This window comes from Pseudonocardia pini, assembly GCF_013870575.1.
In the GTDB taxonomy this organism is placed as follows: domain Bacteria; phylum Actinomycetota; class Actinomycetes; order Mycobacteriales; family Pseudonocardiaceae; genus Pseudonocardia; species Pseudonocardia pini.
In genome coordinates this window covers 1-15007 of the sequence record NZ_JACBXB010000007.1, presented here as the reverse complement: position 1 = coordinate 15007, position 15007 = coordinate 1, and the positions used below count along the sequence as shown (strand labels likewise).

14 protein-coding genes are annotated in these 15007 nt (G+C 70.1%); 12 read left to right on the top strand and 2 right to left on the bottom strand.

Annotated elements, in window-relative coordinates; all coding sequences use genetic code 11:
- Nucleotides 1–99: 99 nt before the first annotated feature.
- The 11 genes from H5J29_RS01390 to H5J29_RS01340 all read left to right on the top strand — a co-directional run bounded on the left by H5J29_RS01390 (nt 100) and on the right by H5J29_RS01340 (nt 10916).
- Nucleotides 100–831 carry a dienelactone hydrolase family protein gene (locus tag H5J29_RS01390; protein ID WP_181779037.1) on the top strand — a complete coding sequence of 244 codons (732 nt, stop codon included), beginning with the start codon at nt 100–102 and terminating at the stop codon, nt 829–831.
- Entirely contained in the window at nt 828–2165 is a 1338-nt protein-coding gene (locus H5J29_RS01385; RefSeq protein WP_181779036.1) for an aromatic ring-hydroxylating oxygenase subunit alpha, read from the top strand. The genes H5J29_RS01390 and H5J29_RS01385 overlap by 4 nt, the downstream gene beginning before the upstream one ends.
- A gap of 98 nt (nt 2166–2263) precedes the next feature.
- Nucleotides 2264–3025 carry an ABC transporter ATP-binding protein gene (locus tag H5J29_RS01380; RefSeq protein ID WP_312858015.1) on the top strand — a complete coding sequence of 254 codons (762 nt, stop codon included), beginning with the start codon at nt 2264–2266 and terminating at the stop codon, nt 3023–3025.
- The gene (locus tag H5J29_RS01375) at nt 3022–3729 is read left to right on the top strand and encodes an ABC transporter ATP-binding protein (RefSeq protein WP_181779035.1); all 708 of its coding nucleotides are present in this window, start codon (nt 3022–3024) and stop codon (nt 3727–3729) included. Before H5J29_RS01380 ends, H5J29_RS01375 begins: the two co-directional genes overlap by 4 nt.
- 10 nt (nt 3730–3739) lie before the next feature.
- Nucleotides 3740–4630: a branched-chain amino acid ABC transporter permease gene (locus tag H5J29_RS01370; RefSeq protein ID WP_181779034.1), complete on the top strand. Its 891-nt coding sequence runs from the start codon at nt 3740–3742 to the stop codon at nt 4628–4630.
- Nucleotides 4630–5760 carry a branched-chain amino acid ABC transporter permease gene (locus H5J29_RS01365; protein ID WP_181779033.1) on the top strand — a complete coding sequence of 377 codons (1131 nt, stop codon included), beginning with the start codon at nt 4630–4632 and terminating at the stop codon, nt 5758–5760. Before H5J29_RS01370 ends, H5J29_RS01365 begins: the two co-directional genes overlap by 1 nt.
- A gap of 100 nt (nt 5761–5860) precedes the next feature.
- Entirely contained in the window at nt 5861–7186 is a 1326-nt protein-coding gene (locus tag H5J29_RS01360; RefSeq protein ID WP_181779032.1) for an ABC transporter substrate-binding protein, read from the top strand.
- Between the two features lie 39 nt (nt 7187–7225).
- Nucleotides 7226–7552: a non-heme iron oxygenase ferredoxin subunit gene (locus H5J29_RS01355; RefSeq protein ID WP_312858014.1), complete on the top strand. Its 327-nt coding sequence runs from the start codon at nt 7226–7228 to the stop codon at nt 7550–7552.
- Between the two features lie 75 nt (nt 7553–7627).
- Nucleotides 7628–8818, top strand: a complete 1191-nt coding sequence (locus H5J29_RS01350) for an NAD(P)/FAD-dependent oxidoreductase (protein WP_220186864.1) — start codon at nt 7628–7630, stop codon at nt 8816–8818.
- Nucleotides 8819–8850: 32 nt separating this feature from the next.
- Nucleotides 8851–9822: an alpha/beta fold hydrolase gene (locus H5J29_RS01345; RefSeq protein WP_181779031.1), complete on the top strand. Its 972-nt coding sequence runs from the start codon at nt 8851–8853 to the stop codon at nt 9820–9822.
- A 29-nt stretch (nt 9823–9851) separates the two neighbouring features.
- Nucleotides 9852–10916 (top strand): DODA-type extradiol aromatic ring-opening family dioxygenase, encoded by a 1065-nt coding sequence (locus tag H5J29_RS01340; RefSeq protein WP_181779030.1) that lies wholly within the window; start codon nt 9852–9854, stop codon nt 10914–10916.
- Nucleotides 10917–10939: 23 nt separating this feature from the next.
- Here the strand turns inward: H5J29_RS01340 and H5J29_RS01335 are convergent, their stop codons facing one another.
- On the bottom strand, nt 10940–11740 hold the full coding sequence (locus H5J29_RS01335; RefSeq protein ID WP_181779028.1) for an IclR family transcriptional regulator: 801 nt from the start codon (nt 11738–11740) through the stop codon (nt 10940–10942).
- A 309-nt stretch (nt 11741–12049) separates the two neighbouring features.
- On the opposite strand from H5J29_RS01335, the gene H5J29_RS01330 reads away from it, so the two are divergent.
- Nucleotides 12050–13255 (top strand): FAD-dependent oxidoreductase, encoded by a 1206-nt coding sequence (locus H5J29_RS01330; RefSeq protein ID WP_181779026.1) that lies wholly within the window; start codon nt 12050–12052, stop codon nt 13253–13255.
- Nucleotides 13256–13277: 22 nt separating this feature from the next.
- Here H5J29_RS01330 and H5J29_RS01325 read toward each other — a convergent pair whose 3' ends face one another.
- A complete protein-coding gene (locus H5J29_RS01325) occupies nt 13278–14831 on the bottom strand; it encodes an acyl-CoA synthetase (protein WP_181779025.1) in 1554 nt (517 codons plus the stop codon).
- Between the last annotated feature and the right edge of the window lie 176 nt (nt 14832–15007).

The following is a 15007-nucleotide window of genomic DNA, read 5'->3' as shown; positions in this document are numbered from 1 at the left end:
GCGCCGCGGTGTTCCGGTGCCCGGGACGAACCATGACGATCATGAACCGATCTCGGCGATAGTCGCCTGCGACCGCGACCCCACTGGAAAGGCGGGCCGATGGAGTCCGACGTCTCCCTCCCGCGGATCGAGCCGCTCCGGTCCACCCGTGACCTCCCGACCGGGACCGTGGAGGTGGCCGAGATCCGCTTGTCCGGGTTGCCCCGGGGTGCGGTGCTCGTGCTGTGCTCGGCGGCCGGGCTCGACACCCACGCTCCCGAACTCATGAACGCCCTGGCCGAGCACGGCTACGAGACGCTGGCCGCCGCACCCGGCGGGCCTGGTCTCACCGAGCCCGAGCTGGTCGCCGCGATCGACGGGTTGCTCGTGGTCCTGACGGAGCGCGGGTGGCAGCGGGAGCAGGTGGGGGTCATCGGGTACGGCGAGGCGGGCCGGGCCGCTCTCCTGGCCGCGGGCGCCATGAGGTTGGGGGCGGCGGTGAGTGTGTCGCCGTCCGGGGTCCTCGACGGGCCGGTGCCGACCCTCCGCACCCCCTGGCTCGGTCTGTTCGGAGAGCTCGGCACGCCTCCCGAGGCGGTCGCGACGCTGCGCAGGCTCCTGGCCGACGCTCCCGAGTTCTCCCGCCTCGTGGTCTATCCCGGCGCCGACGCGGACTTCTTCCGGGGAGCGGCCGACGCCCTCGGCCACGCCGCCTCCTTCGACTCCTGGCAGCGGGTGGTGGAGTGGTTGAACGTCCGGGTCGTCCCCCGACCGTCGCCGTACGCCGAGCTCTGGGCGTCCCGGCAGGAACCGAAGCCCTCCGACCACCCACGACAAGGAAGTGCGCGATGACCCAGCCCAGCAGCCGACCCGTCCGCTACATCGACGACGACCGGGATCTCCCGCGCTTCCGGGTGAACCGGGCGGCGATGGTGGACCCCGACGTCTTCGCGCGTGAGCAGGAGCGGATCTTCGACAAGGTCTGGCTCTACGTGGGGCACGAGACCGAGCTGACGAAGCCCAACGACTTCAAGACCCGGACCGTCGCAGGCCGCCCGTTGATCTTCGCCAGGGACCGGCGGGGCGTGGTCCAGGTGTGGGTCAACTCCTGTCCGCACCGCGGGGCGATGATCTGCCGGGAGCCCGCAGGCAATGCCCGCTTCATGACGTGCTTCTACCACGGGTGGAGCTTCGACACGTCGGGTCGGCTCGTCTCGGTTCCGGGAGACACGGCCTACGGACCGGACTTCGTCCGGCCGGGCTTGGCCGCCCCTCCCCAGGTCGACTCCTACCGCGGGTTCGTCTTCGTCAGCTTCAACCCGGACGTGGAGCCGCTCGCCGACTACCTCGCCGAGGCCACGGAGTTCATCGACCTGGTCTGCGACCAGTCCGAGTCCGGTATGCAGGTCCTCGAGGGGACCCACGAGTACTCGGTGAAGGCCAACTGGAAGCTGTTGGTGGAGAACAGCTACGACGGCTACCACGCGGTGTCGACCCACCAACGGTACTTCGAGATGGTCATGGCCTCGGGCGCCGAGCTCGACGCCACCGCCCTGGGCGACTCGATCGGGGTCGCCCTCGGCAACGGCCACGCCGCGTCGGTGGGTGGCCCGAACACCGGTGGCATGTTCGGCCGTCCCCTCTCCGCCGCCGCCCAGGCCGAGCGGCAGGGCCGATTCGAGAGCCTCCGCGGCAGGCACGGTGCCGCCTGGGTCGACCGGATGACCGGTGCCCGCAACCTGGTGATCTTCCCGAACCTGGTGATCATCGACCTGGTCATGGGCGTGGTCATCCGCAAGATCGACCCGGTGCGTCCCGACTACATGGAGGTCACCGCGTGGGAGCTGGTGCCGCCGGAGGAGGGCGCGGAGCTGAGGAAGCAGCGGCTCGACAACTTCCTGACGTTCTGGGGTCCGGGTGGCCTCGCCTCCCCGGACGACGTCGAGGCGTTGGAGACCTGTCAGCGCTCCTTCGCCGCGCACCGTGAGCTGCCGTGGTCGGACGTGTCCCGCGGGATGGTCAGCGCGGTCCCCCTCGGCTCGGACGAGCTGCAGATGCGGACCTGGTGGCGGCGGTGGAACGAGCTCGTGAACGACGAGGTGCTGCCGCCCGAGCCGCACGATCCCCCCGGGGACCGGTTCCGGGGCGAGCGGCTGGAGCTCCAGGACCAGGGCACGTCCGTCTAGTGCCGTCGGCCCGGTCCGGTGTTCCGACCGCTGGAACCGCCGATGGAGACCGAATCGTCTCGCGAGCCACACTGCAGCACCGTTCGAGGAGGAACGCCGTGACCAGTCTCGTCGTCGACGACCTGTCGATGCGCTTCGGTGGCATCACCGCTCTTGACGGGCTATCGATGTCCATCGACTCCGGACAGATCTGCGGTCTGATCGGTCCGAACGGAGCGGGCAAGACCACGCTCTTCAACTGTGTGAGCAGGATCTACGAACCGAGCGGTGGCCGGATCCTCCTCGCCGACCTGGACCTGTTGAGCGTCCCGGCCCACGGGATCGCGGCCCACGGGGTGGCGCGCACCTTCCAGAACCTCGGGCTCTTCCCGTCCCTGACGTTTCTCGAGAACACCATGTCGGGCGCCTACTCGCGGGGACGCGCCGGGTTCGTCCGGTCGCTGTCGCGGATCGGGGTCCGGGCGGAGGAACGCGAGATCCGCGCCGACGCCTACCGGCTGCTCGAGTTCCTCGACCTGGCCCATCTCGCGTTCGAACCCGCCGCCGACCAGCCGTTCGGCACGCTGAAGCGGCTCGAGCTCGCCCGCGCCCTCGCCGCCCGGCCCAGGTTGCTGCTGCTCGACGAGCCCGCGGGCGGGCTGACCCATGCCGAGGTCGACGAGCTGGCGCAGACCGTCCGTCGGGTCCGCGACGAGCTCGGGCTGACCGTGCTGCTGGTGGAGCACCACATGCCGATGGTGATGGGCATCTCGGACAAGGTCGTCGCGATGAACTTCGGCAGGAAGATCGCGGAAGGGCCACCCGACGAGGTGCAGAGACATCCCGAGGTCGTCGCCGCCTACCTGGGGACGCGAGCATGAGCCTGCTGAGGATCGACGACATGTCGGCCGGCTACGGGGCCGGCGACGTCCTCCGGGGGGTCACCCTGAGCGTGGACGCGGGCGAGATCGTGGTCGTGCTGGGCGCCAACGGTGCCGGGAAGACGACCCTGATGCGTGCCGTCTCCGGGATGATCCCGCGCCGGGGCACCGTCGAGCTCGACGGCGAGGACATCGCGAGGTCGTCCGCCGACGCCATCGTCCGGAGAGGGCTGGCACAGGTGCCGCAGGGACGCGGCACCATCGTCGACCTGACCGTGGAGGAGAACCTCCGCGCCGGGGCCCTCGTCCGCAAGGGCAAGGGCCTCGCCGAGGACCTCGACCGCTGGTACACCACCTATCCGCGGCTGGCCGAGCGGCGCAGGCAGAAGGCGGGCCTGCTCTCGGGCGGCGAGCAGCAGATGCTCGCCATCTCTCGCGCCATGATGAGCAGGCCCCGGATGCTGCTCTGCGACGAGCCCAGCCTCGGGCTGTCACCGCTGCTCACCGAGGAGCTGTTCGCCTCCCTCAGCCGCATCAACGGCGAGCTGGGCATGGCGATCCTGGTCGTCGAGCAGAACGCGATGATCGCTCTCGAGATCGCGCGTCGCGGCTACCTGCTCGAGGTGGGTTCCCTCGGCGACTCGCGCCCGGCGGACGACTTCGCCAGTGACGACTCCATCCGCGCCGCGTACCTGGGCCAGTGAGGACACCGACATGGATCTGCTGATCGCACGCATCGTCGACGGCCTCAACAACGGCGTCATCTACGGCTTCCTCGCCCTGGCGCTGGTCTGCGTCTACCGCGGGACCAAGCACCTCAACCTGGCCCAGGGCGAGATGGCCATGTTCTCGGCCTTCATCGCCTACGCCCTGTACGCCGTCGGCCTGCCCGTCCCCGTCGCCGTCCTCGGCACGGTCCTCGTGGGCTTCCTGGCGGGCGGCCTCGTCGAGCGAGTGCTCATCCGCCCGCTCGGCCATCATGCCGACTACTCGATCCTGCTGGTGACCATCGGGCTATTCCTGGTGCTGAACGCCGGGGCGGGCGTGATCTGGGGCGGTGACCCGCTGCCCTTCCCGGCGCTGGTGCCCTCCTCGCCGGAGGACTACATCGCCTTCTTCGGGACGAGGCTGCGCTACCAGCCGCTGCTGGTCCTCGGCGTCCTGATCGTCGTGATGACGGCGCTGTTCGTGCTGTTCAAGTACACCCGCCTCGGCCTGGCCATGCGAGCGACCGCCAGCAACCCGGAGAGCGCCCGCCTGCTGGGCATCCGCGTGAACCGGATCAACTCGCTGGGCTGGATGCTCGCGGCCGGGGTCGGTGCGCTGGTCGGAGCGCTCATCGCGCCGTCGACCACGCTGACGACCGGGATGATGTTCAACTTCCTGATCTACGCCGCCGCGGCGGCCACGCTCGGCGGCTTCGACAGCCCGGGAGGGGCGGTGCTGGCGGGCATCCTCCTCGGTATCGCGGAGAACATCATCGGCAGCTACGTCTGGTTCGTCGGGACGGACCTCAAACAGGCGGTCGCCCTGGTGATCCTCCTCGCGGTCCTGATGATCCGGCCGACGGGCATGTTCGGAACCAAGAAAGTGGAGAGAGTCTGATGGCCCTTCCCCTCGAGATCCGTTCCGGCAGCGCTCTGGACCGCGGTTGGCGGCTCGGTCGGGCCGTCGCACTCGTGGTGCTGGTGGTCGCCCTGCCCTACGCGGTGGAGACCTTTCGTCTCGGCCAGATCACCGGGGCCCTGATCCTGGCCGTCGCCGTGGTCGGCCTCAACCTGTTGTCCGGGTTCACCGGACAGATCTCCCTGGGGCACGCGGCGTTCTTCGGTATCGGCGCGTACACGACGGGGGTCATGACGGTCACTTTCGACTACGGCGTCGTCCCGTCGTTCGTGGTCGGGATGGCGATGTGCTTCGTGGTCGGCGTGATCGTCGGGTTGCCGGCGCTGCGCCTGCAGGGCATGTACCTCGCGCTGGTCACCTTGGCGGTCGGCGTCCTGCTGCCGAGCCTCATCCGTCGCCTCGACGGCCTCACCGGCGGGTCCTCCGGCCTGTTCGGGATGGAGTTCGAGCCGCCGGACATCGCCTACTTCGCAGGCCGGGCGGGGGGTGCCGTGTGGATCTACTACGTGACGGTCGTGGCGTTGGTCCTGTCCTGCCTCGTGGTCTGGAACCTGATGAACGGGCGGATCGGCCGTGCCGTGACCGCTCTGCGGGACAACGAGGCGGCCGCCATCGTCATGGGGGTCAACCGCGCCTTCGTCCGTACCGTCGTCTTCGGGATCTCGGCGGCCATCGCCGGGCTCGCGGGCGGTCTCTTCGCGGTCAACTCCGGCGTCCTCACCCCCGATGCCGTGAGCCTCCTGCTCACCATCAACCTGTTGGTCGCCATGGTCCTCGGCGGTCGGGCGAGCTTCTGGGGCCCGATCCTCGGCGCCTTCGTGATCTACTTCGTGCCCGTCTGGACCAGTGACGTGACCCAGGCACCGATCTCCGGCGTGATCTTCGGGGCGCTCGTGATCGCGCTGGTGTTCGTGCTCCCGGGCGGTATCGCTGGTGGCCTCAACGCCCTGCTGCGCAGGGTCGTCCGCATCGTTCCCCAGCCGCCACGTCGCGACGAGGTCACCCGATCGTCCTCGCTGCCGGACGACCTGTCCGACGATCCCGTCCTCCTCGCTCCCGGCCGGACCGAGCCCGAGCCCGCCTCCGCGGCCCGCCCCGGCTCGCCCTGAACGGCACGGCGTTCGTCGGGGGACGCCGTGCAGATCCATCGAGAACCAGAGCCACGCCCTCTCCCGGGGCCACCCCGGGAGCCCTCACGAAGGAATCGCCATGTCCAAGAGAACACCTCTGGTCGCGCTGGCCGCGACGCTCGCCACCCTGGCCATCGCCGGCTGCGGCGCCGCGCCCGGCAGCACAGAGGGCGGTTCCTCGTCCGACAACCCCGCCGCGGCCGCCGCGGCGCAGGGCCTCGGCATCGACCTCGCCGCGTGTCCGGGTGACGTGACGACCGTCTTCGGCCCGCAGGAGAAGGTCGGTCTCACGCTCCCGCTCACCGGAGGTCCGGCGAGCGCCTTCGCGACCCTCGGGCCCGGGGCGCTCGCGGCGTTCGAACAGGCGAACGCGACGGCAGACCTCCCGACCAAGTTCGAGCTGGTGCAGAAGGACGACCAGTTCCAACCGGACAAGACCCTGGCCGCGGCGCAGGGGCTCATCCAGCAGGACGGCGTGGTCGGCTTCAGCGGGGTGACGGGCACGGCGAACGCCCTCGCCATCCGAGACCTCCTCAAGGAGGACTGCATCCCGGCTCTCGGCCTGCCCGCGGGCGGCACCGTGATCAACGACCCGGCCTACCCGGGGATCGTCCAGACCACCGTTCCGTTCACCCTCGACGCCCGGGTCTGGGTCGAGGACGTCAACCGGAGGTTCCCGGACGGCACCGGCATCGCTACGTTCATCGGGAACACCGAGTCGGGCAAGGACTACACCGCAGACATCGCCAAGTGGATGGAGCGGACGGGCTCGAAGAGCCGGATCGTGGCCACGGAGAGCATCGAGGCCACGGACGCCGCCGCACCGTCGTCGGCGATCACCACGATGCGCAACAGCGGCGCCCAGGTCCTCTTCGCCGCCCCGACCGGTGCCCAGTGCGTGTCCATGATGACCGAGATGGCGAACCAGGGCTGGAAGCCCATCACCTACCTGACGACCAACTGCGCCTCCACGGCGTTCTTCAGTGCGGCGGGTCCGGCGGGTGAGGGCGTCCTGACAGTCCAGGCCTTCAAGGACGTGAACTCGCCGCGCTTCAAGAACGACCCCGACGTGCAGGCGGTCCGCGCGGCGATGGAGAAGTACTCGCCGAGCGCCGACCCGGACAACACCACCGCCTACGGCGGCTTCACCTACGCCTCGGTCTTCCTCGAGGCCGCCAGGGAGGCCGCGAAGTCCGACCTGGGCCTGAGCCGGCTGGGTCTGATCGTGGCGGGCCGTCACCTGGATTTCCACCCGCCGATGTTCATCGACGGCGTGGACTTCACGACCGATGGCCTCGAGGACATGGTGCCGGTCGAGGCCGGGGAGCTGAACCCCTGGTCCGTCGCCGAGGGCGGCTTCGTGCAGGGGACGCTGTACGACTTCGAGGGTCAGCTCACCGACTGACCGGGGCCGTCGGCCCGCCTGAGAGTGGAAGGAGTCCTGGTGAGCGAACGCCACCTCGCGTGCACGGTCGACGAGCTGGAGCCCGGAACGTCGATGACGGTCAAGGGTCCCGTACCGGCGATCGCCCTGCACCGCACGGAGTCCGGCGCCTTCTTCGCGACCGCGGACACGTGCACCCACGAGGAGTGGTCGCTGGGCGACGAGGGCGACCTGGAGGGCGACGAGCTCGTGTGCCCGCTGCACATGGCCCGCTTCGATCTGGCCACCGGCAAGGCGCTCTGTCTGCCCGCCACCCTGGGGCTGGCGACGTACGACGTGGTCGTCGAGGCGGGCCAGGTGTTCGTCGTGACCGAACCGAGGACGTGACCGTGGGAGCGCGTGGGTTCCAGCCGGCGGCACACCCCGTTGAGCGGGGTCGGTCCGGGGAACGAGGGTGAGGCGGTGAGCATCCTGATCGTCGGCGCCTCGGTCGCCGGCATCCGCACGGCCCAGGCCCTGCGGATGCGCGGCTTCGACGAGACCATCACCCTGGTCGGCGAGGAACCCCATCGCCCGTACGACAAGCCGCCCCTCTCGAAGGAGATGCTGGTCGCGGGCGGGCCCGCCGCGCCGGTCCCACTGCTCACCGACGACCAACTCGCCGATCTCGGAGTGGATCTGCGTCTCGGTGTCCGCGCGACCGCGCTCGATGTCGCGGCCCGACGCGTCAGCACCGGGGTGGGGGACAGCCTGCCCTTCGAGCGGCTGGTCATCGCCACGGGGGTCAGGCCGCGCCGGCTCCCCGGCACGGACCGCATGGCCGGGGTCCACACCCTGCGCACCGTCGAGGACGCCGTGGCCCTCCGCAACGGCCTCGTGACCGCCCGGCACGTCGTCGTCGTCGGCGCCGGCTTCATCGGTGCCGAGTTCGCCGCGGCCGCTCGCAGCCATGGGGCCTCGGTCACCCTGGTCGAGGCCCAGGACGTCCCGCTCGCACACATCCTCGGCGCCGAGGTCGGTGGGCGGCTGGCCGAGGTGCACGCCGGGGCGGGCAACACGCTGCTCACCGGCGTGGGGGTGTCCCGCCTCGTCGGCGAGGACCGGGTCACCGCGGTCGTGCTGAACGACGGCCGAACGCTGCCCGCCGATCTCGTGGTGGTGGGGATCGGTGCCTCGCCGGCCACCGGCTGGCTGGAGTCGTCCGGCCTGCCGATCGCGGACGGCGTCGACTGCGAGGCGGACCTTCGGGTGGTGGGGACCGAGGGCATCTACGCGGCGGGGGACGTCGCGCGCCGGGCGCACCCGTTCTACGGGTTCGACCTCCGGATCGAGCACTGGACCAACGCCAACGACCACGCAGGCATCATCGCCGCCGTCGTGACGGGTGCGGTGCCACCGCCTGCCCAGATCCCGTACGTGTGGTCGGACCAGTACGGCCATCGCATCCAGATCGTCGGTCGCCCCGTGCTCGGCGATCTCGAGCACCTGGCCGGGTCGGTCGCGGGGGGAGACCTCGTCGCCGCCTACACCGGCCCCTCGGGCGAGCTGGTCGCAGCCGTCGTCGTCGACGACCCCCGCACTCTCATGAAGTGCCGCAAGGCGATCGCCGGACGCCGGAGCTGGACCGGGCTCGGCCTGGTCGCCTCCACCTGAACCTGCACACGACCTCACGAAGGGAGCAGCGCATGGCGCTGACGGAAGAGGGCCTGATCGAGGTCCCGGGGATGCTGAGCCGCTGGGTGCGCCTGCCGAGCGGGGCCAAGGTCCACTACATGACGTCGGGCTCCACCGGTCCCGCCGTCGTCCTGCTGCACGGTGGCCTACCTGGTTCGTCCGGCACCGCGGGCTGGCGTTTCCTGGCGCCCTTCCTCGGGGAGAACGGGTTCCGGGTCTACTGCCCCGACATGCCCGCTTTCGGCCTGTCCGACGACCGCGAGGAGCACCGCCCCCGCGGGATCCACGACTTCGTCGACTTCGTCCACGACTTCACCACCGCCCTGTGTCTCGACGAGTTCCACCTCGCCGGCAACTCCATGGGCTGCATGAACACCGTGAACTACACGGTCGCCCATCCCGACCGGGTCCTCAGCTTCGCGCTCATCGCCGGCGACATCGGCGACGTGGTGCCCGCCGGCCTGAAGCCGCCCGCCAAGATCGAGCTGACCGGCTACGACGGCACCCGCGAGGGCATGCGCGCGATGATGGAGGCGATCATCTTCCGTGGCGAGGTGATCAGCGACGAGCTCATCGAGATGCGCTTCGCCGCCGCGGAGCGGGGCAAGGCGGGCCACGCCTCGTTCTGGCCGTCGCTGCTGCAGTACGGGCGGATCGTCCCGTGGACCGATCCCAACCTCGAGGCGAGGCTGTCGACCAAGGGGCGCCTGGACCGGCTCGACGTGCCGGGCATCTACCTGTACGGCACCGAGGACGTCCTGACACCGGTCGAGTGGGGGTACGAGCAGGAGAAGGTCCTGCCGAACGTGCAGTTCTTCTACCCGGAGGAGTGCGGACACCAGGGCCAGACCGACCGTCCGGACCTGTTCAACCCGGTCCTCCTCGAGTTCTTCCGCGACGGCAAGGTCTCGCGGCGCTCGGCGGACGCCGCAGGCGTGTCGAAGCTGCGCCCCGAGCTCCCCGACCGGGTCGCCCAGGCCTGAGCTCGACGAGAACCCAGGAGAACCACCAGATGGCTGACGTGATCGGGCTGGGCATGACCCACTACCCGCTGCTCGCCGGAGTCGACTCCCACATGGCCAACCTGCTGAAGTCGACCCTCAAGGACCCCGACATCCCCGCCGACCTGAAGGACCCGGCCAACTGGTCCGCGCAGGCCCGCCGCGAGTGGGGTGAGGACGAGGGCACCGCCGCGGCGGCCGGGCACCGAGCGCAGCTCCTGGCCGGCCTGGCCAAGTGCCGGGCCGAGCTGGACGAGTTCCAGCCCGACGTGGTCGTGGTGTGGGGCGACGACCAGTACGAGAACTTCCGCGAGGAGGTGATTCCCTCCTTCTGCGTGTTCGCGTACGAGGACACCGAGATCGATCCCTTCGCGGTGCTCGGGATCTTGAAGATCCCCAACGCCTGGGGCCTGCCCGACGGACAGTCGTTCACCATGAAGGGCGCACCTGCCTTCGCCAAGGCACTGGTCACGGACGTCATCTCGGACGGGGTGGACTGCGCCTACTCCTACCGGCCGAGGGGCGGCTCGCATTTTCCGCACGCCTTCGCCAACACCCAGGTGTTCCTCGACTGGAGCCACGTCGGCGAGGAGTTCCCCTACCCGATGGTCCCGATCGCGGTGAACTGCTACGGGGAGCACGTGATCGCCCGCCAGGGCGGCATCGCCCGCTTCGCCGACATCCGGCGGGGCGAGGACCTGGACCCACCGGGCCCGTCGCCCCGACGGTGCTTCGAGCTGGGCCACTCCGTCGGTCGCTCGATCAGGGAGAGCGGCAAGCGCGTCGCCCTGGTCGCCTCGTCGAGCTGGTCACACGCCTTCCTCCACGACCGGGGCTGGCACCTCCGCCCGGACACCGATTCGGACCGTCGGCTCTACGACGCCATGGTGGCGGGCGACTACGACGCTTGGCAGGCCGTCACGGCCAGGGAGGTCATCGACGCGGGCCAGCACGAGATGCTGAACTGGTTCTGCCTCCTCGGCGCCGTGGACGAGCTCGGGTTGACCCTGGACTGGAGTGACTTCGTCACGACCGAGATCTTCAACTCGAACAAGACCTTCGCGGTGTTCAAGTAGCCGGTGTCCCCGTAGGCGGGGGGTCAGAGCTCGCGGGGGAAGTACCGGAACTTCCCCCGCGAGAGATCGTCTCGGCACAGTCGAGCGATCTGGGCGGCGGTGGCCCTGAGGGCGTTGTCGACCCCGCTCCCGACGTCGACGTCGGCGGAGTGGGACACGGCCACCGCGCCCACCGCGAAGTCATGGATCACGATCGGTACGGCCACACAGGCCAGGCCGAGCTGGGACTCCTCCCGCTCGCGCGCGATGCCCGCGCTGCGGATCTTCTGCAGCTCCAGGAGGAGCTCGTCGACGTCCGTCGTGGAGTGTGTCGTCATCGTGGACATCGGCCGCGGGAGGAAGGAGTCGAGATCCTCGATGTTCTCCCAGGCCAGCAGGACCTTGCCCAGCGCGGTGCAGTTCGCGGGGAGCCGGGCTCCGATACCGGCCCGGGGTGCCGGCATCCGGTGCGTCGCGATCTTCTCCAGGTAGACCACGTCGAACTGCCGGAGGACGGCGAGCTGGACGCCGTGGCCGGACCAGCGGTGCAGGGCCGCCAGCGCAGGCAGCGCGAGATCACGCATTCCCCCGGCCGGCGTGTTCGCGGCCAGCTGCAACAGGTCGACGCTCACGACGTAGCCGGTCCGGTGCTGCTCGACCGCACCGAGGTCGACGAGGCGGGCGATCAGACGGTGCACCGTGGACTTGGGAAGGCCGGAGGCCCGGGACAGCTCGCTGAGCGTCATCACCCGCGAGTCGGAGTTGAAGGCCCGCATGAGGTCGAAAGCCTTCGACAAGATCGACGTCGGCTCAGCAGCCGGAACGAGCCGCTCGCCGCTGCTCATCGCACGAGTCCATTCACCAGCGTTGTGATGACGGCCATGGTAACCGAGGGGAGATCGAGAGTGGGTGGACGATGTTCCGTTCCCTGGAACGGTCCGTGTGGTCGGAGGTCGGGTGCTCGTAGCGTCGTCCGCCATGGAGACAGTCACGGTCGGTGACGGGGCGGCGCCGCGCTCCCGTGTGCGGTGTGCCCCCGGGCCAGGGCCCCGGGTGGGCCGCCCGGGCGACCGCCCCGGTCTCCCCGACGACCCGGCCGGGGTCCGTCGCGTCCTGGCTGGCTGGGCCCCGACGACTGTGCGAGGCTGACGCCGGTGTCCGGATCAGGAGTGATCGTGGTGGGCGGCGGGCCGCATGGGCTTCTCCACGCCCTCGCTCTCGCGCGCGCGCACATCGACGTCACGCTGCTCGACGTGCGTCGGCCCACCCCGACCGCGACGCCACGGGCGATGACGTTCCACTGGTCGATGATGAAGGGCCTCGACGAGCTCGGCATCCTCGACGACGCGCTGGCACGGGGCCTGGTCCACCGGATCTGGTCACTCAACGTGTTGGACGGGGGCGAGCGGATGTTCTTCGACCTCGACGTCCTGGCCGACGACGTCGAGTACCCCTTCACCCTGCACCTGCCCCAGGAGTCGCTGAGCGAGATCGTCGTGGGGCGGCTGCAGGAGATGTCCAACGTCCACCTCGCCTGGGACACCCGCCTCACCGGCCTCGACCAGGACGACCGGGGGGTCACCGTCAGGGCGGCCTCGCCGGACGGTGACCAGGTGTTCCGAGGCGGCTGGGTGGTGGGGGCGGACGGCCCGAAGAGCGCCGTGCGCCGGGCGGTGGGTCTCGGTCTCCCGGGTATCACCTGGCCGGAGCGGTTCGTGGCGGCCAATGTCCGCTACGACTTCGCTGCCCTCGGCTACGAGGTCTCGGCCATCCAGCTCGACCAGCGAGACGGGGCCCTGGTCGCCCAGATCGACGCCACGGGCCTGTGGCGCTACACCTACGCGGAGAACGTGACCCTGCCGGAGGAGACGGTCGGCGAGCGGATGCGAGAGGTCTTCGGGCGGGTCCTGCCCACCGGGGACGAGCCCGAGGTGCAGGCCTGGGCGGCGCACCGGATGCACCAGCGCGTGGCGGACACCTTCCGGGTCGGTCGGGTGCTCCTGCTCGGGGACGCGGCCCATGTCACCAACCCGACCAGCGGCTACGGCTTGGCCGGTGGCTTCTTCGACTCCGTGAGCCTGGTCGAGGCCCTGTCGGCGGTCGTCCACGACGGCGCGTCCGACGAGATCGTGGACCGGTACTCCGTGGTGCGCAGGCGGGTCTTCACCGAGATCACCTCACCGGTCTCCTCGGACTCCAAGCAGCTGCTGTGGAACTCCGACGGGCCCGGTCGGCTCGAGGCCGAGCTCGAGCGGCTGCGCCGGGCCACCTCGACGCGGGACCGTCAGCGGCAGTACCTGATCGTCGGGTGCGGACTCGAGAGCCCGTCGTTGCGATCCCCGAGCGTCACCCCCCAGTGAGCGCAGGAGCGAGCCCGGACGGTCAACCGGCCTCGGTCCGCTGGTAGCGCAGCTTCAGGGTGCCCTTGACCAGCTTCCCCGTCGGAGTGCGGGGCAGCTCGGCGACGAAGTCGACCGAGCGCGGCGCCTTGTAGTGAGCGATGCGGTCCCGGACGTAGGTGATCAGCTCACGGGCCAGGGCGTCGGACGGCTCGAAACCTGCTGCGGGCTGGACGACCGCCTTGACGGCCTCGCCCATGTCGGGGTCGGGAACCCCGATCACGGCGACGTCGAACACCGCAGGGTGCAGGGTGAGGACGTTCTCCGCCTCCTGCGGGTAGATGTTGGCGCCCCCCGAGATGATCATGAATGCCTTGCGGTCGGAGAGGTGGAGGTAACCGTCCTCGTCGACCCGCCCGACATCACCGGTCGTGGTCCAGGTGGGGTGCCGCGGGTGCTGCGCCTCCCGGGTCTTGACCGGGTCGTTGTGGTACTCGAACGGCATGGTCTCCCGCTCGAAGTAGACGAGGCCGGTCTCGCCTGCGGGGACGACCGGATGGCCGGGCGCCGAGTCGTCGCAGACGTGGAGGACGCCGAGGCCTGCGCGCCCGACCGACCCTGGGTGCTCGAGCCATTCCTGCGACCCGATCACGGTGATGCCGTGGGTCTCGGTGGCGGCGTAGTACTCCTCGAGAACAGGCCCCCACCAGTCGATCATCTGACGCTTGACCTCGACCGGGCAGGGCGCCGCGGCGTGTACAGCGACCTTCATCGACGACACGTCGTACTTCTCGCGCACCTCGCGCGGGAGCTTCAGCATGCGGACGAACATCGTCGGGACCCACTGGCTGTGCGTGATCCCGTACTCCTCGATGGTTGCCAGCGCGAGCTCGGCGTCGAACCTCCGGAGGACGACGACGGTGCCGCCGAGGGCCTGGATCATGGCGCAGAACCGGAGCGGGGCGGCGTGGTAGAGCGGCGCGGGGGACAGGTACACACTGTCGGACCCCAGCCCGTAGCGGTCCCCGAACACGGTGACCAGCGGGTTGCCGGGCTCGGTGACCTGGCGGTCCGGCAGAGGTGCCCGAATCCCCTTCGGGCGACCGGTGGTGCCGGAGGAGTAGAGCATGTCCTGTCCGGCGGGCTGATCGGTCAGCGGTGCGTCGGAGGCCGCCGCCAGCAGCTCGTCCAGGGGTTCGCAACCCCCGACCGGACCGTCGAAGGCGGCGTGCAGGAGGAGGCCGGGAGTCTCGCGGGCGATCTGCGATCCGATCTCCGCCTTCGCCGCGGACACGAACAGCGCGCGCACGCCGCTGTCCCCGACGATGTACAGGTGTTCGGGGAGGCTCAGCCCGGTGTTGAGCGTGGTGAAGTACAGCCCGCTGCGCATCGCGGCCCAGTAGATCTCGAAGTACCGCGTGTTGTTCTCGGCGAGGACGGCGATGCAGTCACCCGGCAGCAGACCCCGGTCGCGCAGCAGGTGCGCGATCTTCCGTGACCGCTCTTCGAGCTCGGCGTAGGTGATGCTCTCGCCGGTGTCCGCCATGATCACGGCAGGCTTGTCGGGCTGCGTGGCTGCGTGTGCTCCTGGATACACCGCTGGAGCATGCAACAGGCGCTCCACTCCCCACAGGGCCTCGTTCCGCCGCGTGGAACCCACGGGCGTCCACCCCCTGCCGTCGGGGCGAGATCGGTCAGGGACGGAGGCGGCGGGCCAGCGCGGTGATCCGCGGCCGCAGGTCCGTCACGCTCTTCGGGGTGAAGGCCCGGCTC